Annotated in this window: 19 protein-coding genes and 4 pseudogenes; 10 read left to right on the top strand and 13 right to left on the bottom strand. The window is 61.4% G+C overall.

The window, feature by feature from the left end:
- The 5 genes from B0G75_RS35875 to B0G75_RS35855 all read right to left on the bottom strand — a co-directional run.
- A partial coding sequence (locus tag B0G75_RS35875; RefSeq protein WP_181309425.1) for an acyl-CoA dehydrogenase N-terminal domain-containing protein occupies positions 1–212 on the bottom strand: 212 nt, incomplete at its 3' end.
- Positions 213–372: 160 nt separating this feature from the next.
- A complete protein-coding gene (locus B0G75_RS35870; protein ID WP_106314473.1) occupies positions 373–585 on the bottom strand; it encodes a hypothetical protein in 213 nt (70 codons plus the stop codon).
- Between the two features lie 129 nt (positions 586–714).
- Positions 715–1023 (bottom strand): hypothetical protein, encoded by a 309-nt coding sequence (locus B0G75_RS35865; RefSeq protein WP_106314472.1) that lies wholly within the window; start codon positions 1021–1023, stop codon positions 715–717.
- Between the two features lie 56 nt (positions 1024–1079).
- Complete coding sequence (locus tag B0G75_RS35860) at positions 1080–2846, bottom strand: ATP-dependent DNA helicase RecQ (RefSeq protein WP_106314471.1); 1767 nt, start codon at positions 2844–2846, stop codon at positions 1080–1082.
- 406 nt (positions 2847–3252) lie between these two features.
- A complete protein-coding gene (locus B0G75_RS35855; protein ID WP_106314470.1) occupies positions 3253–3744 on the bottom strand; it encodes an Lrp/AsnC family transcriptional regulator in 492 nt (163 codons plus the stop codon).
- A gap of 339 nt (positions 3745–4083) precedes the next feature.
- On the opposite strand from B0G75_RS35855, the gene B0G75_RS35850 reads away from it, so the two are divergent.
- From B0G75_RS35850 to B0G75_RS35830, 5 genes are all read left to right on the top strand, one after another.
- Complete coding sequence (locus tag B0G75_RS35850; RefSeq protein WP_106314469.1) at positions 4084–4752, top strand: haloacid dehalogenase type II; 669 nt, start codon at positions 4084–4086, stop codon at positions 4750–4752.
- A gap of 239 nt (positions 4753–4991) precedes the next feature.
- Complete coding sequence (locus B0G75_RS35845) at positions 4992–5990, top strand: phosphotransferase (protein WP_219908314.1); 999 nt, start codon at positions 4992–4994, stop codon at positions 5988–5990.
- A gap of 126 nt (positions 5991–6116) precedes the next feature.
- Positions 6117–7433, top strand: coding sequence for an aspartate aminotransferase family protein (locus tag B0G75_RS35840; RefSeq protein WP_181309427.1), 1317 nt, complete (start codon positions 6117–6119; stop codon positions 7431–7433).
- Between the two features lie 229 nt (positions 7434–7662).
- Positions 7663–8397 (top strand): cupin domain-containing protein, encoded by a 735-nt coding sequence (locus B0G75_RS35835; protein WP_106314466.1) that lies wholly within the window; start codon positions 7663–7665, stop codon positions 8395–8397.
- A 2-nt stretch (positions 8398–8399) separates the two neighbouring features.
- The gene (locus tag B0G75_RS35830; protein ID WP_106314465.1) at positions 8400–9725 is read left to right on the top strand and encodes an FAD-binding oxidoreductase; all 1326 of its coding nucleotides are present in this window, start codon (positions 8400–8402) and stop codon (positions 9723–9725) included.
- A gap of 222 nt (positions 9726–9947) precedes the next feature.
- Here the strand turns inward: B0G75_RS35830 and B0G75_RS35825 are convergent.
- Together B0G75_RS35825 and B0G75_RS35820 are read right to left on the bottom strand one after the other, a co-directional pair.
- Positions 9948–11226: pseudogene (locus B0G75_RS35825) on the bottom strand (NAD(P)/FAD-dependent oxidoreductase).
- A gap of 40 nt (positions 11227–11266) precedes the next feature.
- Entirely contained in the window at positions 11267–11671 is a 405-nt protein-coding gene (locus B0G75_RS35820) for a RidA family protein (RefSeq protein WP_106314464.1), read from the bottom strand.
- Positions 11672–11839: 168 nt separating this feature from the next.
- Here B0G75_RS35820 and B0G75_RS35815 point away from each other — a divergent pair, with 168 nt between their 5' ends.
- Positions 11840–12760: a LysR substrate-binding domain-containing protein gene (locus B0G75_RS35815; RefSeq protein WP_106314463.1), complete on the top strand. Its 921-nt coding sequence runs from the start codon at positions 11840–11842 to the stop codon at positions 12758–12760.
- Positions 12761–12986: 226 nt separating this feature from the next.
- On the opposite strand, the gene B0G75_RS35810 is transcribed toward B0G75_RS35815, so the two are convergent.
- The 3 genes from B0G75_RS35810 to B0G75_RS35800 all read right to left on the bottom strand — a co-directional run bounded on the left by B0G75_RS35810 (position 12987) and on the right by B0G75_RS35800 (position 16269).
- On the bottom strand, positions 12987–14291 hold the full coding sequence (locus tag B0G75_RS35810; protein WP_106314462.1) for an MFS transporter: 1305 nt from the start codon (positions 14289–14291) through the stop codon (positions 12987–12989).
- Between the two features lie 84 nt (positions 14292–14375).
- Positions 14376–15245 carry a class II aldolase/adducin family protein gene (locus tag B0G75_RS35805; protein WP_106314461.1) on the bottom strand — a complete coding sequence of 290 codons (870 nt, stop codon included), beginning with the start codon at positions 15243–15245 and terminating at the stop codon, positions 14376–14378.
- Positions 15246–15360: 115 nt separating this feature from the next.
- Entirely contained in the window at positions 15361–16269 is a 909-nt protein-coding gene (locus tag B0G75_RS35800) for a LysR family transcriptional regulator (protein ID WP_106314460.1), read from the bottom strand.
- Here B0G75_RS35800 and B0G75_RS41675 point away from each other — a divergent pair.
- Positions 16242–16481: pseudogene (locus B0G75_RS41675) on the top strand (IS110 family transposase); the annotation flags it as partial. The gene B0G75_RS35800 and the pseudogene B0G75_RS41675 sit on opposite strands and share 28 nt — an antisense overlap.
- A 547-nt stretch (positions 16482–17028) precedes the next feature.
- Here the strand turns inward: B0G75_RS41675 and B0G75_RS35795 are convergent.
- The gene (locus tag B0G75_RS35795; protein WP_258194865.1) at positions 17029–17340 is read right to left on the bottom strand and encodes a transposase; all 312 of its coding nucleotides are present in this window, start codon (positions 17338–17340) and stop codon (positions 17029–17031) included.
- A 352-nt stretch (positions 17341–17692) separates the two neighbouring features.
- On the opposite strand from B0G75_RS35795, the pseudogene B0G75_RS35790 reads away from it, so the two are divergent.
- Positions 17693–18254, top strand: a pseudogene (locus B0G75_RS35790) (NAD-dependent epimerase/dehydratase family protein); the annotation flags it as partial.
- A gap of 585 nt (positions 18255–18839) precedes the next feature.
- Here the strand turns inward: B0G75_RS35790 and B0G75_RS35785 are convergent.
- Positions 18840–19253: pseudogene (locus B0G75_RS35785) on the bottom strand (formate dehydrogenase); the annotation flags it as partial.
- A gap of 142 nt (positions 19254–19395) precedes the next feature.
- Here B0G75_RS35785 and B0G75_RS35780 point away from each other — a divergent pair.
- The gene (locus tag B0G75_RS35780) at positions 19396–21609 is read left to right on the top strand and encodes a response regulator (RefSeq protein WP_258194861.1); all 2214 of its coding nucleotides are present in this window, start codon (positions 19396–19398) and stop codon (positions 21607–21609) included.
- Positions 21610–21849: 240 nt separating this feature from the next.
- Here B0G75_RS35780 and B0G75_RS35775 read toward each other — a convergent pair whose 3' ends face one another.
- Positions 21850–22302 carry a helix-turn-helix domain-containing protein gene (locus tag B0G75_RS35775; protein ID WP_106314457.1) on the bottom strand — a complete coding sequence of 151 codons (453 nt, stop codon included), beginning with the start codon at positions 22300–22302 and terminating at the stop codon, positions 21850–21852.
- A gap of 126 nt (positions 22303–22428) precedes the next feature.
- Here B0G75_RS35775 and B0G75_RS35770 point away from each other — a divergent pair, with 126 nt between their 5' ends.
- Positions 22429–23064 (top strand): NADPH-dependent F420 reductase, encoded by a 636-nt coding sequence (locus B0G75_RS35770; protein ID WP_106314456.1) that lies wholly within the window; start codon positions 22429–22431, stop codon positions 23062–23064.
- Positions 23065–23097: the final 33 nt, after the last annotated feature.

The following is a 23097-nucleotide window of genomic DNA, read 5'->3' as shown; positions in this document are numbered from 1 at the left end:
ACCACGCCGTCTTTCCAGCTGCTCGGATTGCGATCGCCTTCGACATTCAGCGGCGCCAGCACGCCACCGCACAGTTTCGCCGACTCTTCGAGCACGGCCTGCGCGGTCTCGAGGTTCGCGTCTTCGAAGCCCGGCAAGGTCGCGACGTCTTCGAGACCGGCCAGTTCCTTCATGACGAACAGCATGTCCTTGATGGGCGCGGAGTAACTCATCGCGTGTCTCCTTTCACTATGTTTGAGCAAAAACAGGCGCACGGCGCGATAGATCGACTCCTGCGCTTGACGCCTCAGATGTCGCATCCTAGCGCTCAAAACGGCTTTGTCCAGTATCCAAACCCGCCCATCGATTGACAAAATCTGCCACTTTCCGGATTTAAACGGTCTCGGGGACGATGCGATAACCGAAGTGCCGACTGGTACGTTCTGTTAATAGATCGATCAGCATTGCCAACGGCGAATCGCTATGTCCGTTCACGAGTCCGCGCCAAGTGAATGACACGTCCACCTGGTCGTCGTTGACGAAGATCGGGGTTGCAATAAACTCATCACGGAAATTGAACGCCGTAAGATTACGGTCATCGATCATCTGGGCGTCTTGCTATGCGAAGCAGAAACGCGCTGCGAGGAGGCACCTCAGTGCTTATCAGCGGCTGGTTGGGTGATCTGGATTCCTGCCCGTCCACCCGGCGTGCCTCCGCACGCGGCACAGTGTCGTCTACCGTACATCAGTATCAACCGGCGCTGCCGAGGGCCGGTTGTGGAGATCAGCCCTCACACTGAACACGGGCTCGCTGATCCAGTTCGCAAAGTCTTCATGCCAGTGGCTCCATTCGTATTCGCCCAACTCGAATTCATCGTCGATCTGCTCTGTTCCGCCGTCATCCGAAATGAATGCATAGACCACTCGGGCGCCATCCCAGAAGGCAATCGCATAGTCCGTCAAATCGGCACTCGTGCCATAAGGGATGCGACGGAGCATCGCCGCCAACTGTGTCTTGAACTGTTCCAGGGTAAGTGGCTTCATCGAATACTCCGTTTAAAAGTTTGTGATGGTTTGACGTAGCTTGGCTCCGCGTGGCGCTATGACAGGCTACGGCGCGCTGCTCGCACATAGTTCGACATGAAGGTGCGGGTGCGGCCATCCGGAAACTGCACCGCGACCTGCTCGCCGCTCGCCAGCGCAACTTCACCAACCCCGTAGCGTGGCACGCGAACCGGATCACCGGGCGCCCATCGATGCGGCTCGCGCGGTTCAGATGCATGCGGTTTTATGGGCGACGATGTGTCGGAGGTCAGAGTGTCCGTGTCGAACCGCACATCGATTTGCGGCGGGCTCACGCAGTTGTCGCACACGCCGCAGCGCTCCATTTGTGGCGTATCGCCGTAATAATCGAGAATTGCACGCCAGCGACATTGGCCGGTCTGCGCGTAGTCGATCATCTTCTGCAAGGTGTCCTTGTCGTGTGCGCTCATTTGCTCGAATCGCGCGGCGGCTTTTGCCACGAGTTCGCGTGGCGTATCGGCGGGTTGGTCCGCTGCTGGCTGCGTGAGTAGCCGGTAGCGATGCTGCCGGTCACGCCCTGCAATACGCGCGTCCACCAGCATGTTCAGCGCGACTTCCAGCTTGGCGCTTCCGACATCGGCCAATGCTTGTTTGAGTGCCGTGAGCGTTGCGCCCTTCGCGTTCTGTTTGCAACACGCCGCCAGCGCGTCGTACACGCGCTGTGCGAGTTCGGCGCTCGGATAACGGCCGGCCAGAAAAAACTGCTGAATGCGCCTGTCGCCGAGGTCGAACAGCAGCACACAGTCGGCCGGTTCACCGTCCCGGCCCGCGCGGCCCGTTTCCTGGTAATACGCGTCGAGGCTGCCGGGCATTTGATAGTGAATCACGAAGCGGATATCCGCTTTGTCGATGCCCATGCCGAATGCGTTGGTGGCAACCATCAAGCGCGTCGCCCCGGACATGAACTGCTCCTGAGCTTCGTCGCGCACGTTCGTGGCCAGCCGGCCGTGATAGCGCGAGACCGACTCGCCCGCCTCGACGAGCCAGCCGTAAATGCGCTCGACATCCGCGACAGTCGCGGCGTAGATAATGCCGGTGCCCGCGAGGGAGTGGGTCAGTTCGCGCAGTTGTTCGCGTTTTGCTTCCATCGCGCGAGTGGCACCGTCTTTGCCGCCCGCCGTGCTGACCTGCACGACCCGGTAGCGCAGATTCTGACGCAGCGTACCGGTCCGTACGATTCGCGGCTCGCGCAAGCCCAACGAGCGCACGATGTCGTCCAGCACCTCGGCGGTGGCCGTCGCGGTCAGAGCAAGTACCGGCGGCCGGCCGATAGCTTTGACCGCGCTCGCGATTTCGAGAAAGGCCGGGCGGAAGTCGTGGCCCCAATGCGAAACGCAATGTGCTTCGTCGACCACCACGAGTCCAATGCGGCGATCGGCATGGGATCGCAAGATATCGATAAAAGCCGGCTGCGTGAGGCGCTCCGGCGTAACAAATACGATGCCACCCTCCCCGCCCGCGATCCGTTCCAGCGCTTCGCGCTCCGCGCGCCGGCGCAACGTGCTATTTACAACCGTGCAATCGATGCCGGACGCAGCAAGTTTGTCCGCCTGGTCCTTCATGAGCGCGATGAGCGGCGACACGACCAGGGTCATGCCGTCAAGATGCAGCGCGGGCAGCTGATAACACAGCGATTTGCCGGCGCCGGTCGGCATCGTGGCGAGCGTGTCGCGCCGTTCGAGCACGCTGCGGATGATCTCTTCCTGGCCGGCACGTAGCCGGGAGATACCGAACATTTGGCGCATGGTTCTACGCATGCTTCTAATACGCTGGTCGAGAGTCATGACCGGTTTCGACGGGAAGAGAGCGGGAATGTAATGCGGGCGGTCACTCGCGGCCTCCGGTCTTCGCAGCGGGTTCTTGCGCCTCCTGGCAACCGCACGCGGCTGCTATGCCTGTCATTTTTTCCATGTTGCCTCTTCGAAATGAGGTCGAGGGAGGTGCGTCGGCGACGCAACATCGTCCTCTTTTCGAGCACCACGCAACCGCCGTGCCTCCCCGTCCGGAAGCGAGGCACGGTCGATGTCGAAGAGCGCTGGAGCTTGGGATGCCGCTAGCGGAGAGCCGGCCGTGCCATTCGGCAGCGGTCATGGCCGGTGGAGCGATGATTTCTTGTGGGTTATCCTGACATGTGCCGCGCTGCGCATAGGTATGCGCCGTTCGGCCGGACAGTCAGTTGCGACGACAGCCTCACTTCGCGGTAAAGAGGGCCTCGAGACGACAGCGCTTCCTGACGATGGGCGATTCGACGATCACGTAGCTGAAGTGCGTCTGGATCCCGATGTCGCGCTCGAGCAGCCCCTCGATCAGGCTGTGGTAGTGCGCGATGTCGCGCGTCACGAATTTGAGCAGATAGTCGTAGCCGCCCGTCGCGTGATGGCACTCCATGATCTCGTCGATGTCGCGAATGGCGTCGATAAAACGCACGAAGTCTTCGCGGCGGTGATCCGCGAGTGTGATCTTGGCGAACACGATCTGGACATCGCCGAGCTTCTCGATCTTCAACAGCGCGCCGTAACCCGCGATGAAGCCGGCCGTCTCGAGCCGCTTGACGCGCGTCAGGCATGGGCTGGGCGACAGTCCAACAGCGTCGGACAGTTCCACGTTGGTCATGCGGCCGCGCATTTGCAGCTCGGCGAGAATGCGCAAGTCCAGCCGGTCGAGTGTGCAATCCGTTTTCATCCCCGCCCTGCCTCCTTCCGGTCAGGCGCCTCCATACGAGCGCCTCGGCGTACTCCACGAGCCCAATAGTAGCCCGACACGCACGCTCGACGATAAGACGATCCTGCTATTTGTTCCTGATTTTGCATCGAGTCGCTCCTCGCCGCAGGAACTGCCGTGAATCCCCTCAACAACGGGTAAAAACCTGTTTTTTTCCGTCATCAATTCGGTGTAGTAGCGAAGTCATTCCCGTTTAAATTTGATCTACCGACATTTCCATCGGTGCTTGCCCGAAGTGGTGTGCGGCAAGCCTTTCATTCAAGAGTCCCTTGGGATTCGTCACTCATCGAGACTGAAGACATGATCGACTTCGAGCCGAAATTCATCACGTTCGACTGCTACGGCACCCTCGTCAACTTTCGCATGGCCGAAATGGCGCGCGAAATCTACGGGAACCGCCTCCACGGCGACGCGCTGGAAAACTTCGTCAAGCTGTTCGCCGCCTATCGCCGCGACGAAGTGCTCGGCGCCTGGAAACCCTACCGCCAGGTCGTCCTGAACGCCGTGCGCCGCACCTGCGAACGCACGGGCGTGCCCTTCGCCGAAGCCGAGGCCGAGAAGTTCTACCTGGCAGTGCCGACGTGGGGCCCGCATCCGGACGTCCCGGAAGGTCTCTCGCGCCTCGCGAAGAAATACAAGCTGGTTGGCCTGACCAACGCGGACAACGCGCAGATCGCGAGCAACATCGAAAAGCTCGGGGCTCCGTTTCACGCCGTCATCACAGCCGAAGATGCCCAGGCCTACAAGCCGCGCATGCAAGGCTTCGAATACATGTTCAAGAAACTTGACGTGCAGACTCACGAAATCCTGCACGTCTCGTCGAGCCCACGCTACGACCTGATGACCGCGCACGATCTCGGCATCGTGCACAAGGCGCACGTGCTGCGCGGCCATGAGCCGGAAGCGCCGGAATACGGTTATACGGCGGTCAGGAGCATCGTCGAATTGGCTGAGCAGCTTGGCCTGTAAGCGATTCGCGCCTCCTTGACCGCCGTGTTCGACGGCGGCCAGGGATTCGTATCGCGCGACCGATCTGACGTCTGTCCTAGCTCGACAGCACGTCGGAAACGTCCTGCCCTACTGCAGTCCACTCTTCTCGCGCCGCATTGCCCATGTTCACGCCCAGCACTTCCGCAAGCTTATGCACAACGTCCGCCGTTGCGCTCGATACCCTGTTGGGGAGCGGCCTATCGGTCGGCTTCTCACGCTTGACTACATTCGATGCGCTCGCGATCACGCGCCGTATTTACGGCATCGACGGCGCGGCTACACGGTTTGCGACCGAGAAGGACGACACGTTCCGCATCGACGCAAGCGACGGCGCGCGATACGTACTGAAAATCTCGAACCCCGGCGAGGCGCCCGAAGAACTCGACCTGCAGGTCGCCGCGATGCGCCATGTTGCCGCCGTCGCGCCGGACTTGCCGGTGCCGCGCGTGCTGCCGGGTATCGACGGGCAATTCGTCGTACCCGTGGCGTCGCCCCCGCAACCGTATCGTACGGCGAGGCTCTATAGCTACCTCGAAGGCATGCCGCTGGACGCGCTGCGCGGGAGCGCGGTCGATCATTACGAGATCGGTGAGGTGCTGGCTCGACTGCAAGCGGCCATGGCCGGTTTCCGCCATCCGCACCAGCACCGCGTACTCGCGTGGGACGTCAAGCATCTGGCGAGTCTAACGGGGCTGCAAACACATATCGCCGATCCTTCGCATCGCGCCTTCATCAGGGAGGCGTTCGCACGCTTCGCCGCGATCGAGCCGGCCCTGCGGCACTGTCGCGCGCAGGTCGTACACAACGACTTCAACCGCTCGAATATCGTCGCGAATCCGGGCGGCCGGAACTTCGTCAGCGGCATCATCGACTTCGGCGACACCGTGCACACCGCAGTAGCGATCGACGTCGCCACGGCGGTAATGAACCAGTTTCCGCTCGACTTCGATGCCGACGGCCCGCACGACCTGTTCGCCGACGCGCGCGACCTGCTGCGCGGCTATCTCGCGCATGCCGAACTCAGCCGCGACGAACTGCTCCTGATTCCGCACCTGGCCATGGCGCGCGTCGCGGCGCGAGCGTTGCTGACTTCATGGCGCGCCATGCTGTTCCCGGAAAACGAAGCCTACATCCTGCGTTTCACACAGCCGGGATGGGAGCAATTGCGCTGGTTCATGCAGCGCGACCCTGAGACTGTTTCCAACGCCTTGCTCTAGTTCTTCCATCGCACCGCTCACCTCACCGATCCTGACCGCCCTATGAATACCACCACCACGTCGCAGCCGGCCGCTCAAACCGAGGCCGTCGGTACCAGCAAACCCCACGACGCGCTGCGCGGCGACATGCCGAACGGCTTCGATCCGTCGTCGCTCGACCACCTCGACGCCGGCACGCAACGGCACATCGCGCGCCGCTTACGGCTGCTCAGTCCGTCGTATCGATTGTTCTACGCCGAGCCCGTCAAAATCGTGCGCGGCCAGAAGGTCTATCTGTACGACGACCAGGGCAACGACTATCTCGATGCCTATAACAACGTCGTCTGCGTCGGTCATGCCAATCCGCGCATCGTCGACGCCGTCACCCGCCAGCTCTCGACGCTCTGCACGCATACCCGCTACATGCAGGAGCCGATCCTCGACTACGCCGAGGACCTGCTCTCGACGTTCAACACGTCGATCCGCGCAGGCCAGATGATGTTCACCTGCACCGGCTCCGAGGCCAACGACCTGGCCACGCGCATCGCGATGCAGTACACCGGCAAGACCGGCGTGATCGTGACCAGCGAGGCCTATCACGGCAACTCGCATCTCACCTCGAGCTTTTCGCCGTCGCTGGGCCGCAGGGCCTTGCTGGGCCCCTACGTGCGCACGGTACCGGCTCCCGACTCGTACAGAATGACGCCGTCGGAGATCGGTCAGCGCATGGCCGCACAGGTTGAGATGCAAATCGAGGACATCCGCCGTCACGGCGGCGGTCTGGCGGCGTTCATCGCCGATTCGTTCTTCTCGTCGGATGGCGTATTCGCCCACCCGACCGATGTACTCGCACCGGTAGCCGAGGTGGTGCGCCGCGCCGGCGGGCTGTTCATCGCGGACGAGGTGCAGTCCGGCTTCGGGCGCAGCGGTACGCATATGTGGGGGCATGAGCGCCATGGCGTCGTGCCCGACATTGTTACGCTCGGCAAACCGATGGGCAACGGCTATCCGGTGGCGGGCCTGGTCGTGCGCCCCGAGGTCGTCGCCGGCTTCGGTCAGGACATGCGCTACTTCAACACCTTCGGCGGCAATTCGGTCGCGATCGCGGCCGCGCAGGCCACGCTCGATGTGCTGCGCGACGAGCACGTGCTCGACAACGCGCAACGGGTCGGCGCCATCCTGCTCGAGGGCTTGAACGCACTGGCAAGGAAATACGAATGCATCGGCGACGTGCGCGGCACGGGCCTGTATTTCGGCGTCGAGATCGTGCGTGATCGCACGAAAAAGGACACCGACATCGCGACGGCGCTCAAGATCGTCAACGGCTTGCGCCAGCGGCGCGTGCTGATTTCCGCGACGGGGCCGGACGCGAGTGTGCTGAAGATTCGGCCGCCGCTGGTCTTTGGCGCTAACGATGCCGACCGCCTGTTGACGGAGTTGGATACGGTGCTTGCGGCACTGTGATCTGTGATCGCCGATGAACGGCCACATGAACGTGTCCGGTCATCGGCAAACGGCCTGACGCGAGCACGTTGCCCGCGCAGAAGTCTCGGTAGTCCAGCAGTCCCCCGACAGGCGTTTCTGCATTAATCGATATTTAACGTCCGCTTGTTGGAGGGTTAATCATCCGGAGAGGTTCGCGCCGCATAATTGCATGCACGAATCATCATCCGCGCAATTCATAGGAGCAGAAGTGACCACAGCATTCGTATTGCACCGCATCGAAGGTGCGCCTGTTTCGACCTCCTTCCGCAGAGGAGGTTTTGGCCATAACGATCCATTCGTACGCCATCGCGAGATCGCTTGGGAAGGACCGGACTCGATGGCCGCGGGCCGTGTCAGCTTCATCGGCGAGCTCGACGTGGCGAGTTTTCCCCACATCGAAACCATCGTCGTCATGGAAGGCTCGCTCACACTCGAAGCGGCCGGCATGGCGCCGCTGGTGCTGGGCCCGCAAGAGGGTGCGGTGATCGGCAGGGGTACTGCGCTTCGCTTCAGGGCGGAATCGCGCGCGCTTTTCGTGTTCTGCGCCGCGGCTAGCAAGAGGCCGACGAAGACAGGCCTCGTCCCGTTGAGCGCGGAAGCCGACTTCAAGCCATCCGCAACGCTTCCAGCAGAGGTACTGCTGGGCCCGGCTCCCGAATGCCGCAGCGATAACGTGTTCGCCGACGACGACGCGCAGTACAAAGCAGGTACGTGGGATTCAACGCCTTACCATCGGATCGTTCGCTCGCATCGCGTCAACGAGTTCATGCATCTCCTGGCCGGCGGCGTGCGATTCGCCGCGCCTGACGGCAGCGTGCTGTCGCTCGGCGCTGGCGACGCGCTCTTCGTGCCACAGGGTGCGTCGATCGGATGGGAAAGCAGCGAACGCGTGGCGAAGTTCTACGTTACGCAAACCGTCCAGGCTCAAGTCGAACGAAATTGATCATGTCCCCTCCGCTGACCCACATTCAAACTTCGCCCACGCTGCCTGCCGCCGCCGACGTGGTCGTGATCGGAGGCGGCATCATCGGTGTCTTTGCTGCCTATTACATGGCCCAGCGCGGCGTTTCAGTCGCCTTGGTCGAGAAGGGAAGGATTGGCGCCGAGCAGTCGAGCCGCAATTGGGGCTGGTGCCGACAGCAAAACCGCGACGAGCGTGAATTGCCGATCGCAAGCAAGAGCCTTGATTTGTGGGAACGATTTGCCGTCGAATCCGGTGAGGACACGGGGTTTCATCGCTGCGGGCTGTTGTATCTGAGCAATGACGACGCGGAGCTGGCCCGTTGGGCGAGTTGGGGCGACTTTGCGAAGACGGCGGGCGTGACGACCTACTTGCTCGATAGCAAGCAGGCCGCCGAGCGCGGGAAGGCGACGGGGCGAGCCTGGAAAGGCGGCGTCTTCTCGCCCAGTGACGGCACGGCGGACCCCGCGAAAGCCGCGCCCGCCGTGGCAACCGCACTCATGAAGCTAGGGGGCAGCGTTACGCAACACTGCGCGGCGCGCGGCGTCGAGCTGGAGGGCGGCCGAGTCTGCGGCGTCGTCACGGAAGCCGGAGTCATCAAGACCCGGACAGTCGTGCTTGCCGGCGGCGCGTGGGCATCCGCATTCTGCCGCCAGCTCGGCATCCGCTTTCCCCAGGCGTCGATCCGCCAATCTATCCTTAGCGTGTCGCCTGTCGAGCATCCCTTGCCGGATGCCTTGTTCACTTCCGGCGTATCGATCACCCGCCGAAACGACGGACGCTATGCACTGGCGATCAGCGGACGGGCGCGCGTGGATGTGACGCCGCAGTTCCTGCGATTCGCCCCGCAATTCGTGCCCATGTTCGCCAAGCGTTGGCGCAGCCTTCTTCCCGGCGGACTGGAAGGCGTGCGCGGCGGTCATGAGACGCTGAAGCGGTGGCAACTCGACGCACCTACACCCATGGAGCGGGTACGCATCCTGGACCCGAAACCCGATATGCCCACCGTGAGGGAAACGCACCGCCGCGCCATCGAACTGCTGCCCGAACTTGGCAAAGCGAAAATCACACACGCGTGGGCAGGTTTCGTCGACAGCACACCCGACGGCGTGCCGGGTATCGGCGAAGTGCCGGGCGTGCCCGGATTGATTCTGGCTGCGGGCTTTTCCGGTCACGGGTTCGGGATCGGGCCCGGCGCTGGACATCTGATTGCGGATTTGGCCACCGGTGCGACGCCGATCGTCGACCCTATCCCGTATCGGCCTGGCAGATTTGCCCACTCGGCATGGGGCAAGGTCGCTGATTTTTAGAAGGGCGGGAGGCGCGGTCACTGCAATGAGCGCCGTGCCACCAGGAAGGTGAGCACGGCGCTTTTCACGGATTACGCGGATTACGCGGTTCGAAGTAGCGCTGCGCCAAAGCAACCCAATACTGCACGCTAATTCGATCGGTACCCTCGGGCGCCACCCATTGTCCGCCGATTAAGAACCGATCCAGACGTCCCGCTTGCATCAGGCGGCGAACAGGCGAAGTCATTGCAGCGTGTCCTTGAGTCGGTACCATGCGCCCACGAAAGGCAAAAACCACGGCTTGCCGAAGTGCCCCGGAATAGCGGGCCAGTCGAAGTCCTTCCACGGATTGAGATCGGCGCGTCCGTCCATGATCTCCGCCATCAGCGTACCCATCAGCGTGGCCATGTGCGTGCCGTGTCCGCTATAGCCCATCGAGTAGTACATGCCGTCTCGCTCACCCGCACGCGGCAGACGATTGGCGGTCATGTCGACCATGCCGCCCCAGCAATAGTCGATGCGCACGTCGGCCAATTCGGGAAACACAGCGACCATCTGCTGCCGCAAGATCATTCCGCTTTTTTCGTCCGAGCGCGGGTTCGACGTCGCGAAGCGCGCGCGACCGCCGAACAATATCCGGTTGTCGGGCGTGACACGAAAAGAAGTTGACGAAGTTTTTCGTGTCGGTGGCCATCCGGCGCGTCGGCAGCAGCCGATCGAGCCGTTGCGTCGGCAAAGGCTCGGTGACGATAATGAAAGCCCCCACCGGCACGATTCGGCGCCGGATCCAGCCGAACGGTCCCAGTTGCGAGATGCCGCTCGCCAACAGCACTTGCGGCGCGCGGATCTCTCCGCGCGGCGTTCGCGCCACATAGGCGCCGCCGGATTCTCTTCGTAAATCCAGAACCGGCGCATGCTCCAGAATGTGCGCGCCGCGCGCCTGCGCAGCCGTCGCGAGACCACGGACATAGCGACCCACATGCATCCCGGCGCTCTTCTCGAAGATCAACCCGCCGTGATAGCGGTCCGAGCCGATCTCGTCGCGAAGCTCCGCCTTCGTCACGAGACGCGTATCGGGGTCCACGCCCGCGGCAAGCAACGCCTGACTTCGCGCGAGCTTGTCGAAATGCTCTGGCTTCGCCGCGAGCTTGAGCTTGCCCCTGCGAACGAAATCGCAATTGATCGACTCTTCCCTGACCAGCCGCTCGACGGTGTCGACCCCCGCGTCGAACGCGAGATACAGCCGGTTGGCCAATTCCGCGCCGATCCGCTGCGAGAGTGAAGCGTAATCCTGCGCGAAGCCGTTGTTGCACATGCCGCCGTTGCGGCCCGACGCCGCCTGCCCCACGGTGCCCGCTTCGCAGACAACCACGCGCGCGCCCTTCTTGGCGAGCGCCAATGCAGCCGCCGAGCCCGTGATCCCGCCGCCCACCACGACCACGTCGCAGCGTCCGCCATGCAGATCAGGTGAATTGCCGACAAATGGCTCGGACGTATCCAGCCAGTAAGAACTGAAACGCATTGCACTCTCCAACGCTGGTGCACCGATTCGATCGGACCGACTAAACCCAAGCCACCGCTTCGACCTCGATCTTCAGACCGAAATGCAGCGCCGGAACCGGGACCACAGCGCGAGCGGGTCTCGCCGCTCCAGCCCAACGCGCATAGATCTCATTGAACGTCGCCCAATACTCGATATCGACGATATAAACACGAACCTGAACCAGTTTCGTGACGTCGCTGCCCGCGCCGGCCAGCGCCGTAGCGAGATTGGCCAACACCTGCTCGGCCTGCGCTTCGAACGGCTTGTCCGCGAGTTTTCGTCCTGTCGGATCGACCGGCAATTGCCCTGAGACGAAAACCATCCCGTTCGCTATCGAGACGTGGCTGTAGTGGCCGCCAGGCGGCGCCAGTCCCTCGGGGTTCATCGTCCTAGGGCACTGCTCACTACGTTCACATTTATCCATGGGGACCGCTCATAGGGGTAGGAAGTCTGCCGGCCGCTGCCGGGATAAAGCTGGATAGCGTTGGTGTTGGCGTTGGCGGGTATCGCAGCGCCTTTACGTGAGCCACTATAGGAAAAATTATATTTCCCGTGTTTAATATTGGATGAATTCCGCGTTAACAGGTGCTTAATGCTCCGATTAGAAGACATGCAACTGCTCCGCGCGCTCGGTGCGTCGCAATCACTTGCCGCGGCCGCAAGGCTGCTGGATCTTACGCCGCCCGCGGTCACGGTACGGCTTCAGCGCATCGAGGAGCGCATGGGCGTGCGTCTTGCCACGCGCGCGGCCAGGGGGATTTCCCTCACCGACGAAGGGCAGCGCCTTGTTCAGGAGGCCATCGATATTCTCGAGAGGATCGAGTCGATTCCTTCCCGCATTTCCGGAGAGGCGGGTGGCGTGAGCGGCCATCTGCGCGTCGTGGCGCCGTTTGGGTTCGGTCGCGAATATGTCGCGCCGCTGGTTCGCGACCTGCATCGCTCGCATCCCAACCTCGCGATTTCGCTCATCCTGGTTGAAAGTCCGCTCGCTGCCGCGTCAGGTGCGGACGTCGTCATTTCCATCGGCCAAATCAAACGTTCGTCCTGGGTAGGACATTTTTTGGCCCCGAACGACCGCTTCCTATGTGCGAGCCCCGCCTTGGCGCGCGGCCTGTCGAAGCTCAAGCACCCGTCCGAGCTGACCCTGTACGCCTACTTGACCTTACGGGAGAACGATGAAGACGTGACACGTCTGCGTTTCACTCAACACGATGCAGCGGGCAAACGCACGAGCAAAGCCGTCGCGGTTCGGTTGAGCAGCGCATTGTCTTCGAACGACGGCACCGTTGTGAGGGATTGGGCGCTGGACGGTCTGGGCGTCGTCGCGCGATCCGAATGGGATTGCGCCCGGCTGATCGTGGAGGGAAAGCTCAAGCGCGTGTTGCCGGCGTGGCGCCTCGAACCCGCACCGGTCATTGCCCTCACGCCCACGCGGCAGGGGCTGACGATCCGTCAGCGCGCGTTTTTGGAAGCCGCGAAACAAGCCTTCGATCCACCGCCCTGGAGGAAATGATCTCGCGATTGATACTGGTGCGACATCAATCGTTCGGAACATGGCGGTTATAGGGCTCCGGTGCAAATGGCGCTGGAGAATCGGAGATTGATGCCCGGATGCACCGGTCGCTGCCTAACGCTCGATTATCGGACACGGCAAGCGCGTTCGCTGAACGAAAGCTGGTGCGACCGGTGCATTCGACCTGTTGTCGACGACTGCCTCGGACCCTTGTGTCTCATTGTGTCTAACGGTTGACAACGCTCTTGGGCATCGTCATCACAACGACCGCCGCCACGAGCAACGAGGCGGCCACGCAATACAGGCCCATGTCGGTGCTATGCGTCATGTCCTTGATCCAGCCGACCAGATAGGGACTGACAAAGCCCGCGAGGTTGCCGACCGAATTGATCAGTGCAATGCCCGCAGCCGCTGCCACGCCGCCCAGGAATGCAGGCGGGATCGACCAGAACTGGCACAGTGCGCCAAGAATGCCGATCGTGGCAAACGTGAGTGACACGACAGCCAACGCCACGTTGTGGGGTACCAGCGTGCTCGCCACCAAGCCGGCCGCGCCGATAACCGCCGGCAACGCCACGTGCCAGCGCCGCTCCTTGCTGCGGTCGGAACTGCGTCCGAGCAGCACCATTGCGATTGCCGCGGCACCGTAGGGGATCATCGTCAGCAGGCCGACATGGAAAGCGTCACTGACGCCGGAGGCCTTGATGAGCGTGGGAAGCCAGAAGCTGATGCCGTACAGGCCCATGATGATGCCGAAGTAGCAGAGGCACAGCACCCACACGCGCCTGTTGGTGAACGCGCCGCTCGCACTATGCACTTCGATATGCCCTGACTCCTTCGCCAGCCCCGTCTCGAGCAGGGACTTTTCTTCAGCGGACAGCCATTTCGCCGCGCTGATCCTGTCGTCGAGATAGAGCAGCACGGCAATGCCGCCGACGATGGACGGCAACGCTTCGAGCAGGAACAGCCAGCGCCAGCCCGCCATGCCGTGCACGCCGCTGAAGCTGTTCAGAATCCAGCCCGACAGCGGACCGCCGATGACGCCGGCGATTGGGATCCCGGTCATGAACATCGCGGTGATCTTTCCGCGGCGCGAAGACGGATACCAGTAGGTCAGATAGAGAATAATGCCGGGGAAGAAGCCGGCCTCGGCGACGCCGAGCAGGAAGCGCAATGCGTAAAAGGCGGTGGGCGTCTTCACGAAAATCATCGCGCCGGAAAGCAGACCCCAGCTGAGCATGATGCGCGCGATCCATTTGCGCGCGCCGAAACGATGCAACGCGATGTTGCTCGGCACCTCGAAAATGAAATAGCCAATAAAGAAAATTCCCGCGCCCAGGCCGTAGATCGTTTCGCTAAACTTGAGGTCGGTCAGCATCTGCAGCTTGGCGAATCCTACGTTGACCCGATCCAGGTAAGCGAAGACATAGCAGAGAAACAGGAAAGGAATCAGTCGCCAGGTCACCTTGGCATAAGTCCGGTCTTCGCTGTCGGCCGGCGAGGCGATATCGCCGTAAGTGGATTTCAACATCGTTGTCTCCTTGAGTCGCGGCCGGCGTGCTTTGAGGTCGCGCCGGCGCGGTTTGTTGTGTATGCGACGGCCTATGCTGGCCGTTTAGTCGAACATGTCCGGGCTGGTCTGCACGAGCTGGTCATAAATGGGCTGGAAATGCAGCCAGCCGATGTATTCGCTGCCGACGTGTTCGCGGCTATAGCGCGAGCTGTGCTCCGGCACCATGACGGGCTTGATGCCGGTGGCCTCGACCAGCAACTGCTGCTGACAGCAGCGCTCCAGCGCGATGAACCAAAACGCGGCGGCTTCGATGCTGTGGCGGCTCACGGTCAGGAGGCCGTGATTCTGATGAATCGCCGCCTTGACGTTTCTGAAGTAGTCGGCAACCGACAGCCCGGCCTCTTCCTCGACCGCGACTGCACCGGCCTCGTCCTTGATCACGACATGGTCTTCATAGAAGGCCGCGGCATCCTGGGTGATCGGGTCGAGCGGACGTCCGAGCGCCGCGAACGCAGTGCCATAGACGGTGTGCGCATGGCACATCGCAACGATGTCGGGATTGGCTTCATGCACCGCGGCATGCAGCACGAAGCCGGCGCGGTTGAGCGCGTACTTGCCTTCCACGACCTTGCCGGTATGGTCGGCCAGAATCAGGTTGGAGAGCTTGACCTGGGAGAAATGCACGGCCATCGGATTGGTCCAGTACAGTTCCGGAAACTCAGGATCACGCACGGTGAGGTGGCCGGCGAAACCGTAGTCCAGGTTATGCAGCGCAAAAGCGCGGCAGGCGGCGACGAGGCGTTCCTTGCGGTGCTGGCGCTCCTGGGCGAACGAGGAAAAGTCGGGCAGCTCGGGGAACTTCAGGCCTGCCTGCTTCGGGCGATAAATGGAATTGTTCGAAGGATGGGAAATCGTGCGGCGCAGTTCCGCCTGCTGCGCGCTGATATCGATTTTTCCAGTGCCGGTGCTCATAGTGTCTCCTGTCGTAGCGGTAATCGTATGTCGCCAACGATAAAGAAACACCGGCCGCCGATCTAGCCGCGCCGGACAATAGGATCTATTACGCCGCCATATAAATCTCCGGCGCCTATGGTTTCTGCCAGGGCGGCTCGCGGAATACCTCGACGAAGTAATCGATAAAAGCGCGGATGCGCGGCACCAGCTGGCGCTCGGGCAGATAGACGACATGAATCGCGGTGTCGTCCTTCGCCTGGTACTCCGATAGAAGCGGCACCAGATCGCCTCGGCGGATCGCGGGCAATGCCAGGTGTTCGGCGAGGCGCATGATGCCCACGCCGGCCAGGCAGAGCTGAAAGAGCGTGGTGCCGTCGGTGCTGCGGAAACTACCCTGCACGGCGACCCGTTCTAGCCTGCCGTTGATCATGAACGGCCACTGGTTCAAATGCTCGCGCGGCGACTCCCATGTCAGACAGGCGTGTCTGGACAGGCCGAGCGGAGTCACGGGTTGGCCGTGCCCGGCGAGATAGCGCGGAGACGCGACGACGATGCGTTGCAGGTCGCAGAGCTTTCGACTGCGCAAGGCGGAATCCTGCAGCCGGCCCATGCGGACCGCGACATCGAAGTTGTCCTCGATCAGGTTGACGTTGGAATCCGACAGGGAAAAATGCACACCCAACTTCGGGTAGGACGACAGAAAACCGGGCAACGCGGCCACCAGTTGATCCATGCCGAACGCGTGAGGCGCACTGATACGCAGATTGCCGGTCGGCTCGCTGGATCGGACCTGCGCCTCCGCTTCCTCCAGGCTGGCGAGAATGTCGCTGCAGGACGAAAGAAAGCGCTCGCCTTCATGGGTCATCCGCTGCGTGCGCGTCGACCGATGCAGCAGTTGCACGCCGAGCCTGCGTTCCAGAGCGTTGACGCTTTGGCTGACAAAGGGTTGACTTACACCCAGCATATTTGCCGCAGCGGTGAAGCCCCCTGCCTCCACCACCGCCTTGAAGACGCGCATCTCCAGCAATCGTTCATCTTTCATCGCGCTCTTCCTCGCGTGGCGAACACCCTTTCAGACGGGGCAACAAATTGCTCAAAGAGCGCTCTTCCTCCTGAGCCTTTGCCGCCTTGCGAGGCCCGGTGTTAAAAGACTATCACGCCCCCAAGGCGCTCATCGCTCTTAGTCGGCGGCGCTGCGATGCGCTGTTCGCCACGCTGCGCGAAGGCACCAAGCGTATTGCAGGCATGCGGTAGCCGTTCTCGCTGGGGGACAGTGAGGTCGCGGAACTTTGATCCGCCGCATCCGGCGCTCACTAGTACATTGATCGGAGTGCCTCGACTTACTGTTCCCGAAGAGCTTCGAATCGCGTGAGGATTGCACGAATCGTTGACGTAGAGCGCGCATCCAAGGGGCGAAAATGAGGCCAAAAGTTGCCTCACGAATGACGACGCCTGAATGTGGTTACAGCTGAACTGTGCGCATGGATCGTGCGTCACGTTCCAGAGCAATGCAGCCATTCCAACGGCAGTTTTGCTCAGTTACTGAACGGCCTTTTGTGGCCGGAAGTAGGCATTGAGTCAATCCGCCGGGAAGCTGCCGTTGATGACTTCGAGGTCCACTCCGGGAAAGCGTTTTGCCGGACAGGTGCTTTCGACCATGCACGGTCCCTCGCAATTGCATGGCGAATGACTTTTGATGAGCGATCACCCGACGTCCGGAAAGCAACGGCGCCATCCCGCATACGCGACGAGATCGCTTGATTTGCAGCGGGTGCGGTCTCCTGCCGTGGCGGACCAGACGCTACAACGGTCCGGTCTCTGCCGCATCCTCGCCCGTCGCGGCGAACGGGGAAATCTTCAGAATGCCTATGGCACGCTGAACGAGTCCTGCGCGCCGCCATTCGCAATATTTTACGTAGCAGGTCTGCGTCGGTGGAAACGTCGATGGCAGACGATGCCACTTCTCCCCTGTCTGATGGATCCACAGGATCGCATCCAGTAAGTCCCGTGCGTTGCGACGGGGGCGGCCGGGACCTCTCGATCGCGGGATCTCGGACTCTGGAAACAGGTGTCTGACGCGTGCCCAGTCAGCATCTGAAATGGGAATCTGCATCATGACCTTTACATTCAAAAGCGTTCAACGGCTCCCATGCCACTGGCCTATCCGAGTAGTGCACATGATCGGTAGACACAGCTATTTGCGGGCTCTCAGATTCCAGCGCGTACGACTTCGTATGCAGAAAATGTAATGTCGAGTCACTTTAAAAGCAAGAACAAGTTACCGATTCTTCCGCGATAAGCAACAAATACCGGAACCGTATAGCGGGCGTCGACTCGCGGAACGAGGCTCCGGTGTGCGACCGCTCGGCAATGGAGGAGGTATTGGGTGACTTCTATCGGAATACGGCGACATTCCAAAAACCTGCCTGTCCGTCTGATGTGGGTCCTGCTTGTGTGGAACTCGGGGCCATTTCAATCCGATTGGACGACGGTCCTGTTATGACGAGGCAAGCGCTGCGCGGAAACGCTCTTCATGGATTACGGGCGACAGCACGGCCTTTCGATTCGCCTTGCTCGCGTCTTCAATACGTATGGTCCCCGCATGCATCCGGCGGACGGACGCGCCGTGTCCAGCTTCGTGATGCAGGCGCTGCAGGGCGAGCCGCCGACCATCTACAGAGACGGCTCGCAGACCCGTTCATTCTGCTATGGCGACGGCATGATCGACGCGTTCATCCGCCCGATGAACGTCGAAGAAGATCCGGCGGCCCGATTAATCTCGGCAACTCGCATGAAGTCAGCATGCGCGAGATTGGAGAGAGCATCGTGAGGACAACGCGTTCCGCTTCCACGCTCGATTTCCGTCCGTTGCCGGCAGACGATCCGTGGCACCGCCCACCAGACATTGCGCGGGCCCGCACGCTACTCGGTTGGGAACCGACCGCGCTCGATTTCGGGCTCCAATTGACAGCCGACTATTTCCGGCAAAAACTTGAATCCGCCACTGCGACAAGTCCCGCGTATTGACGTCACGCGGCTTTGGTCCTTGCCACTGGAGTAGTCAGATCATGTGTTCCAGCCTCAAATATTCGCTTGTATTTGCCTTGATGCCAGCCATCCTCTGCATTTCAGCCTGCAAACCCTCGGGTTCGTCTGCGGGCGCGCAGGGTAGTAACGATGTGGCCGCGAGTGCTGCGGCGCAGAACAGCGCCGCGCAGGTTACCGCACCCGCAACGGCGGCCAGCGGCAGCAGCTCAAAACCCAGCCAATAGGCAACTTAAGAGCCCGGTCATTCGAGCAATGGAAGATAGCGGGCAACGAAAAAACGGCTCGCCGATTGGCGAGCCGAACCGAACAAGCAACCAACGCGTCCGTATGAGGGACCACCTTGCCGAGCAAGCCCCATGCCGCGCGCGCCGGGCATGCAAGGGAACAGGTGTATCACCTGATCGACTCTGGTCGGGTGCTATAGCGGGAGCATGACTGCACCAACAGGCGAGACTGGCAACGCCGGACAGCCCAGGACGGAAAAAAACATTCCCCGTGGCGTGATCAGATTTCTTTTGTCTAGCGAATTTGCGATCGATACCGCCAGGTCTTGCATCGGCAGCCTGAGGTTTCGAGTGACGCCCGACCTGAGGTGTAGAGCACCACGCGGTCCGGATCCATAACGTTCAATTCCCTGCCGATCTCGTCGAATGTCTCCTGCCAGCTCACCGGCACGTAGCGATCCGTTGCCGCCTCATAACGCAACAGTTCAGTAAGGCGCCCGGCTTCCTCCGAGTCGTGGTCATGCCACTTCAAGAGCTCGCTCACCGAGTGGACGTCGAAGAAATCGTGCGTGACCCGTTTGGCCGTGGTATCCAGGCAGTCGCTTTCGCGCCGCTCTCACAGAACTCGAAGGTGTGCGGCTCGGCCGGCTTCGCCCATGAACAACCGACGCACATGAAACCATCCGGTGTTCTGGCGCAGCAGCACCGTGCTGTCCTTCAACGCGACCTTCTCCTGCGAAAGCCTCCTCGTCACCGCCTTAAGCGATCCCGAGCTGCCGGAAGAGTAGAGATACGCCCCGCTCCTTCTTGTCCGTGGATATTCCTCCGCGACGAAATCTGCTACTTCTCCAGCAAGCCACGTTCCTCCACGCGTCCTGTTTTCCGCTGAACGACCCGTGGCAGGAACGATTCTCGCTGGTTACTCGCAAGGATTCAGTTTCTGTCAACGGAGATCTGAAGTGAGTACAGTCGACCGCGAAGCTGTTCTGGTTCATCAACAGGCCGTGTTGGCGAGGTTCGGCGAACTGGCGCTGCGCTCGGACGATCTTGACGAAATATTGACGGAAGCCTGTCGTCTGGTCGCCGAAGCGTTGAGGACGGACATGGCGAAGGTCATGGAGTTGCAGGACGACGGCACGACCCTGCTCGTGCGGGCCGGCGTTGGGTGGCCACCCGGGGTCGTCGGACATGCAACGGCCAAAGCGGAGTCCGGCTCGTCAGAGGGCTATGCACTGCAAACGGGCGAGCCGGCCGTCTCCCACGACATCGCCACGGAAAAGCGCTTTCGCTACCCACAGTTCATCGTCGATGCGGGCGTGAAGGCGCTGGTCAATGTCGTCATTCTCGGCGGAAAAGGCCGACCCCCCTACGGCATCCTCCAGGTGGACAGCCTCGAGCCTCGAGATTTTTCCCGCCCGGACACCGAGTTTCTGCGCTCCTATGCCAACCTGCTGGCGGCCGCTGTCGAGCGGCTGCGCATCGCCGCGGAAACGCGGCGGCACGCGATCTCACTGCGCGAGAGCGAAGAACGCTATCGCACGCTGGCTACGCAGATACCACAATTGGTCTTCACTTCAAGCAGTTCGGGCGAGCTAACCTGGGGAAGTCCTCAATGGGTCGAATACAGCGGCATTTCCGAAGAAGACAGCCTGGGACTCGGCTGGCTGGCAGCCATTCATCCGGACGACCGTCGCGCGACCATGGCAGCGTGGGCAGCATGCGAAACCACGGGTGAGTTTTCCGTGGAGCACCGGATTCGCCGGGCCGCCGATCAGACTTACCGCTGGTTCCAGAGCCGCGCCACACCGGTGCGTGCCGAGGACCGGATTGTGGGCTGGCTTGGCACGTCCACCGATGTCGAAGATCAGGCGCGCGTTCGCAAAGCATTGGAGCGCAGCGGCGAAGAACTCGAGGCACGCGTACGGGAGCGAACAGCGGAGCTGCAGACGGCGCTCGACACGCTGCATCGCGAAAGCCGCGAGCGCTCACGCGCAGAGGAACGCCTGCGTCATAGCGAAAAACTGAAAGCGATTGGCCAGCTCGCGGGTGGCATTGCTCACGACTTCAATAACATGCTCCAGGCGATAATCGGCTGTCTTAGCATGATCCGCGTACGCATGCAGCAGGGACGGCCGACCGAGGTCATCGGCCTCGTGGAACGCGCCGAACGGGGCGCCGGGCGAGCGGCGGCGCTGACGCACAGACTGCTGGCGTTCGGACGACAGCAGACACTCGAACCGCGGCTAGTGAGTCTGGACACTATCGCACGCGATATGGAGGACATGATCCGCCGCGCCGTCGGCGCATCCATCAATGTGGAACTGAAGCTCGCCGACGGCAAATGGCTCGCTATGTGCGATCCGAACCAGATGGAAAGTGCCCTGCTGAATCTATGTGTCAATGCTCGTGACGCCATGCCGGATGGCGGCTGGCTCACCATCAGCACGGCCGACGTCATCTTGGCTGAATCAGAGCTCGCGTCGTTCGAGGATGCGCAGCCCGGACGTTATTGCTGCATCGCTGTGTCCGATACAGGCTTGGGCATGTCGCAGGAGGTACTCGACAAGGCCTTCGAACCGTTTTTTACGACCAAGCCGCCTGGCCAGGGCGTGGGTCTTGGCCTGAGTCAGATTTACGGCTTTGTCAGGCAATCAGGCGGCATCGTCCAGATAGACACTGCGCTGGGCAAAGGCACGACGGTGCGCCTATGCATGCCAGCGCCCGCTGAACGGGACGACTGCGGGGCGAGCGACCGCGATACCGGCAAAACTATCATGCTGGTCGAGGATGAGGAGATCGTGAGGGAAGTGACCGCCGAGCAGTTGCGCGAACAGGGCTATCGCGTGCTCGAAGCGGACAGTGGCCCAGCTGCCCTGCGACTCCTTGATGCAGGCGCCCGTTTCGATTTGCTGATCAGCGATGTCGCGCTGCCCGGCGGTATGAACGGCCGCGAGGTCGCTGAGATCGTCAAGGCCCGATATGCCGATATTCCTGTCATCCTGGTGACGGGCTACGCACCGGGAGATGCGCTGTCCGACATGGAGGTCATTCGCAAACCGTTTCGGCCGGAGGTGCTCGCGGAGCACGTGCGCACCAAATTCGAAGACTGACAAGCGGTTTTGTGCGACTTGGTGCATATCGGGCGCTCCGATCGCGCGTTGCAATTTACGTGTATGAATTCGTAAATTCGCGAGGGGCCGAACCACGTCGCCGCCCCCCGGATGCGCGGCGCCGCTACCGCCTTAAGCGTAGCGCGATTTTGATGCGTGACCGCTCGCTGGGCGGTTTTCAGGCGCTGGATCTCACCTGGCGCGTTCGCGCGACCCGACACGGCTCGCTTGCCGTCTCGCTCATTCCTTGTTCTCAGGAAAGACACAGCCGCCATTGCGGACCAGCATCTTTACCTCGTCACTGACCTGCATGGGGTTTCGACTTAATCGGGCAAAAAACTCCTTGCTGCGCCGCACGTAGGACTTCGAATCGTACTTCGCACTCCACATGACTATGTTAAACATGATTGGAATGAGGTCCAGGCCCTTCTCGGTCAGAGTGTAGAAGTCCTTGCGCCTGTCGCCGGGGCTGGGCGCCCTCGAGAGAATTCCCTGCTCCTCAAGAAACGCAAGGCGGGAAGCAAGGACATTGGTCGCGATGCCCTCTTCCGATTTCAGGAACTCGCCATACGTCTTTTTGCCAACAAAAACGATGTCGCGAATGATCAGGAGCGACCACCGGTCGCCGAAGACCTCCACGCCGTAGTTCACTGCGCAATGGGACCGAACGTCTTCTTTAGATGTCGTCTTCATAGCTAGATCCTAACATCGCTTGCATGACGCAAGTAATTTTTCATGTTTACTTGTTTTTTGCAAGTGATGTGGATAGCATGACTTCTAGGGAATACGAACACCAACCAATTCACAAGGAGACTGCGCATGAGCATTGTCAGCGTCATCGGCGCAGGTGGCATGGCCGCTGCGATCGGCGGCCTCGCCGCCAGTGCCGGATACACCGTCGAGGTGACGAGTCGCGACGCCGCCAAGGCGCTGGCGCTGGCCGGGCAGATCGGAGCAGGCGCGACGACACGACCGTTCGGCGCCGTCCCGGCCGGAGACATCGTCATCCTGGCGGTTCCCTACGCAGCCGTTCTCGACGTGGTAAAGCAGTACGGCGAGGGACTGGCAGGCAAGCTCCTCGTCGACATCACCAACCCCATCGACGCCGACTTCAGGGGCTTTGTAACCCCTGAGGACAGCTTTGGCGCGCAGGAGATCGTCAAGGTCGCCCCCGCCGATGCGGATGTCGTCAAGGCGTTCAATGCCCAGTTTTCTCACGTACTGGCTGCCGGTTCAGGCGGAGGCAACCGGTTGGACGTGTTCCTCGCCGGGGACGACGCGCAGGCAAAGGCACGCGTCTCGGCGTTCATCGAGAGCCTCGGACTGCGCCCGATGGATACCGGGCCGATGCGCATGGCGCGAACGCTGGAGCACGCCGCCCTGCTGACGCTGGGCCTCGCCACCCACTCCGTCAATCACACGAACTTCTCACTCGGTATCGGCCTTCCGGGCTGAGCGCACGGGTATCACCACTTCTCACGTCACTCA

The sequence above is a fragment of the Paraburkholderia sp. BL18I3N2 genome (assembly GCF_003001875.1).
Lineage (GTDB): Bacteria > Pseudomonadota > Gammaproteobacteria > Burkholderiales > Burkholderiaceae > Paraburkholderia > Paraburkholderia phytofirmans.
Note: the sequence above shows the minus strand (reverse complement) of the source record. Positions and strands in the feature narration are given on the sequence as shown.

Bases quoted from the DNA above. Each gene is read 5' to 3' on its own strand.
- B0G75_RS35870 (WP_106314473.1), bottom strand. From the start codon at position 585: ATGATCGATGACCGTAATCTTACGGCGTTCAATTTCCGTGATGAGTTT.
- B0G75_RS35865 (WP_106314472.1), bottom strand. From the start codon at position 1,023: ATGAAGCCACTTACCCTGGAACAGTTCAAGACACAGTTGGCGGCGATG.
- B0G75_RS35860 (WP_106314471.1), bottom strand. From the start codon at position 2,846: ATGACTCTCGACCAGCGTATTAGAAGCATGCGTAGAACCATGCGCCAA.
- B0G75_RS35855 (WP_106314470.1), bottom strand. From the start codon at position 3,744: ATGAAAACGGATTGCACACTCGACCGGCTGGACTTGCGCATTCTCGCC.
- B0G75_RS35850 (WP_106314469.1), top strand. From the start codon at position 4,084: ATGATCGACTTCGAGCCGAAATTCATCACGTTCGACTGCTACGGCACC.
- B0G75_RS35840 (WP_181309427.1), top strand. From the start codon at position 6,117: ATGCCGAACGGCTTCGATCCGTCGTCGCTCGACCACCTCGACGCCGGC.
- B0G75_RS35830 (WP_106314465.1), top strand. From the start codon at position 8,400: ATGTCCCCTCCGCTGACCCACATTCAAACTTCGCCCACGCTGCCTGCC.
- B0G75_RS35820 (WP_106314464.1), bottom strand. From the start codon at position 11,671: ATGGATAAATGTGAACGTAGTGAGCAGTGCCCTAGGACGATGAACCCC.
- B0G75_RS35815 (WP_106314463.1), top strand. From the start codon at position 11,840: ATGCTCCGATTAGAAGACATGCAACTGCTCCGCGCGCTCGGTGCGTCG.
- B0G75_RS35810 (WP_106314462.1), bottom strand. From the start codon at position 14,291: ATGTTGAAATCCACTTACGGCGATATCGCCTCGCCGGCCGACAGCGAA.
- B0G75_RS35805 (WP_106314461.1), bottom strand. From the start codon at position 15,245: ATGAGCACCGGCACTGGAAAAATCGATATCAGCGCGCAGCAGGCGGAA.
- B0G75_RS35800 (WP_106314460.1), bottom strand. From the start codon at position 16,269: ATGAAAGATGAACGATTGCTGGAGATGCGCGTCTTCAAGGCGGTGGTG.
- B0G75_RS35795 (WP_258194865.1), bottom strand. From the start codon at position 17,340: ATGCAGATTCCCATTTCAGATGCTGACTGGGCACGCGTCAGACACCTG.
- B0G75_RS35775 (WP_106314457.1), bottom strand. From the start codon at position 22,302: ATGAAGACGACATCTAAAGAAGACGTTCGGTCCCATTGCGCAGTGAAC.
- B0G75_RS35770 (WP_106314456.1), top strand. From the start codon at position 22,429: ATGAGCATTGTCAGCGTCATCGGCGCAGGTGGCATGGCCGCTGCGATC.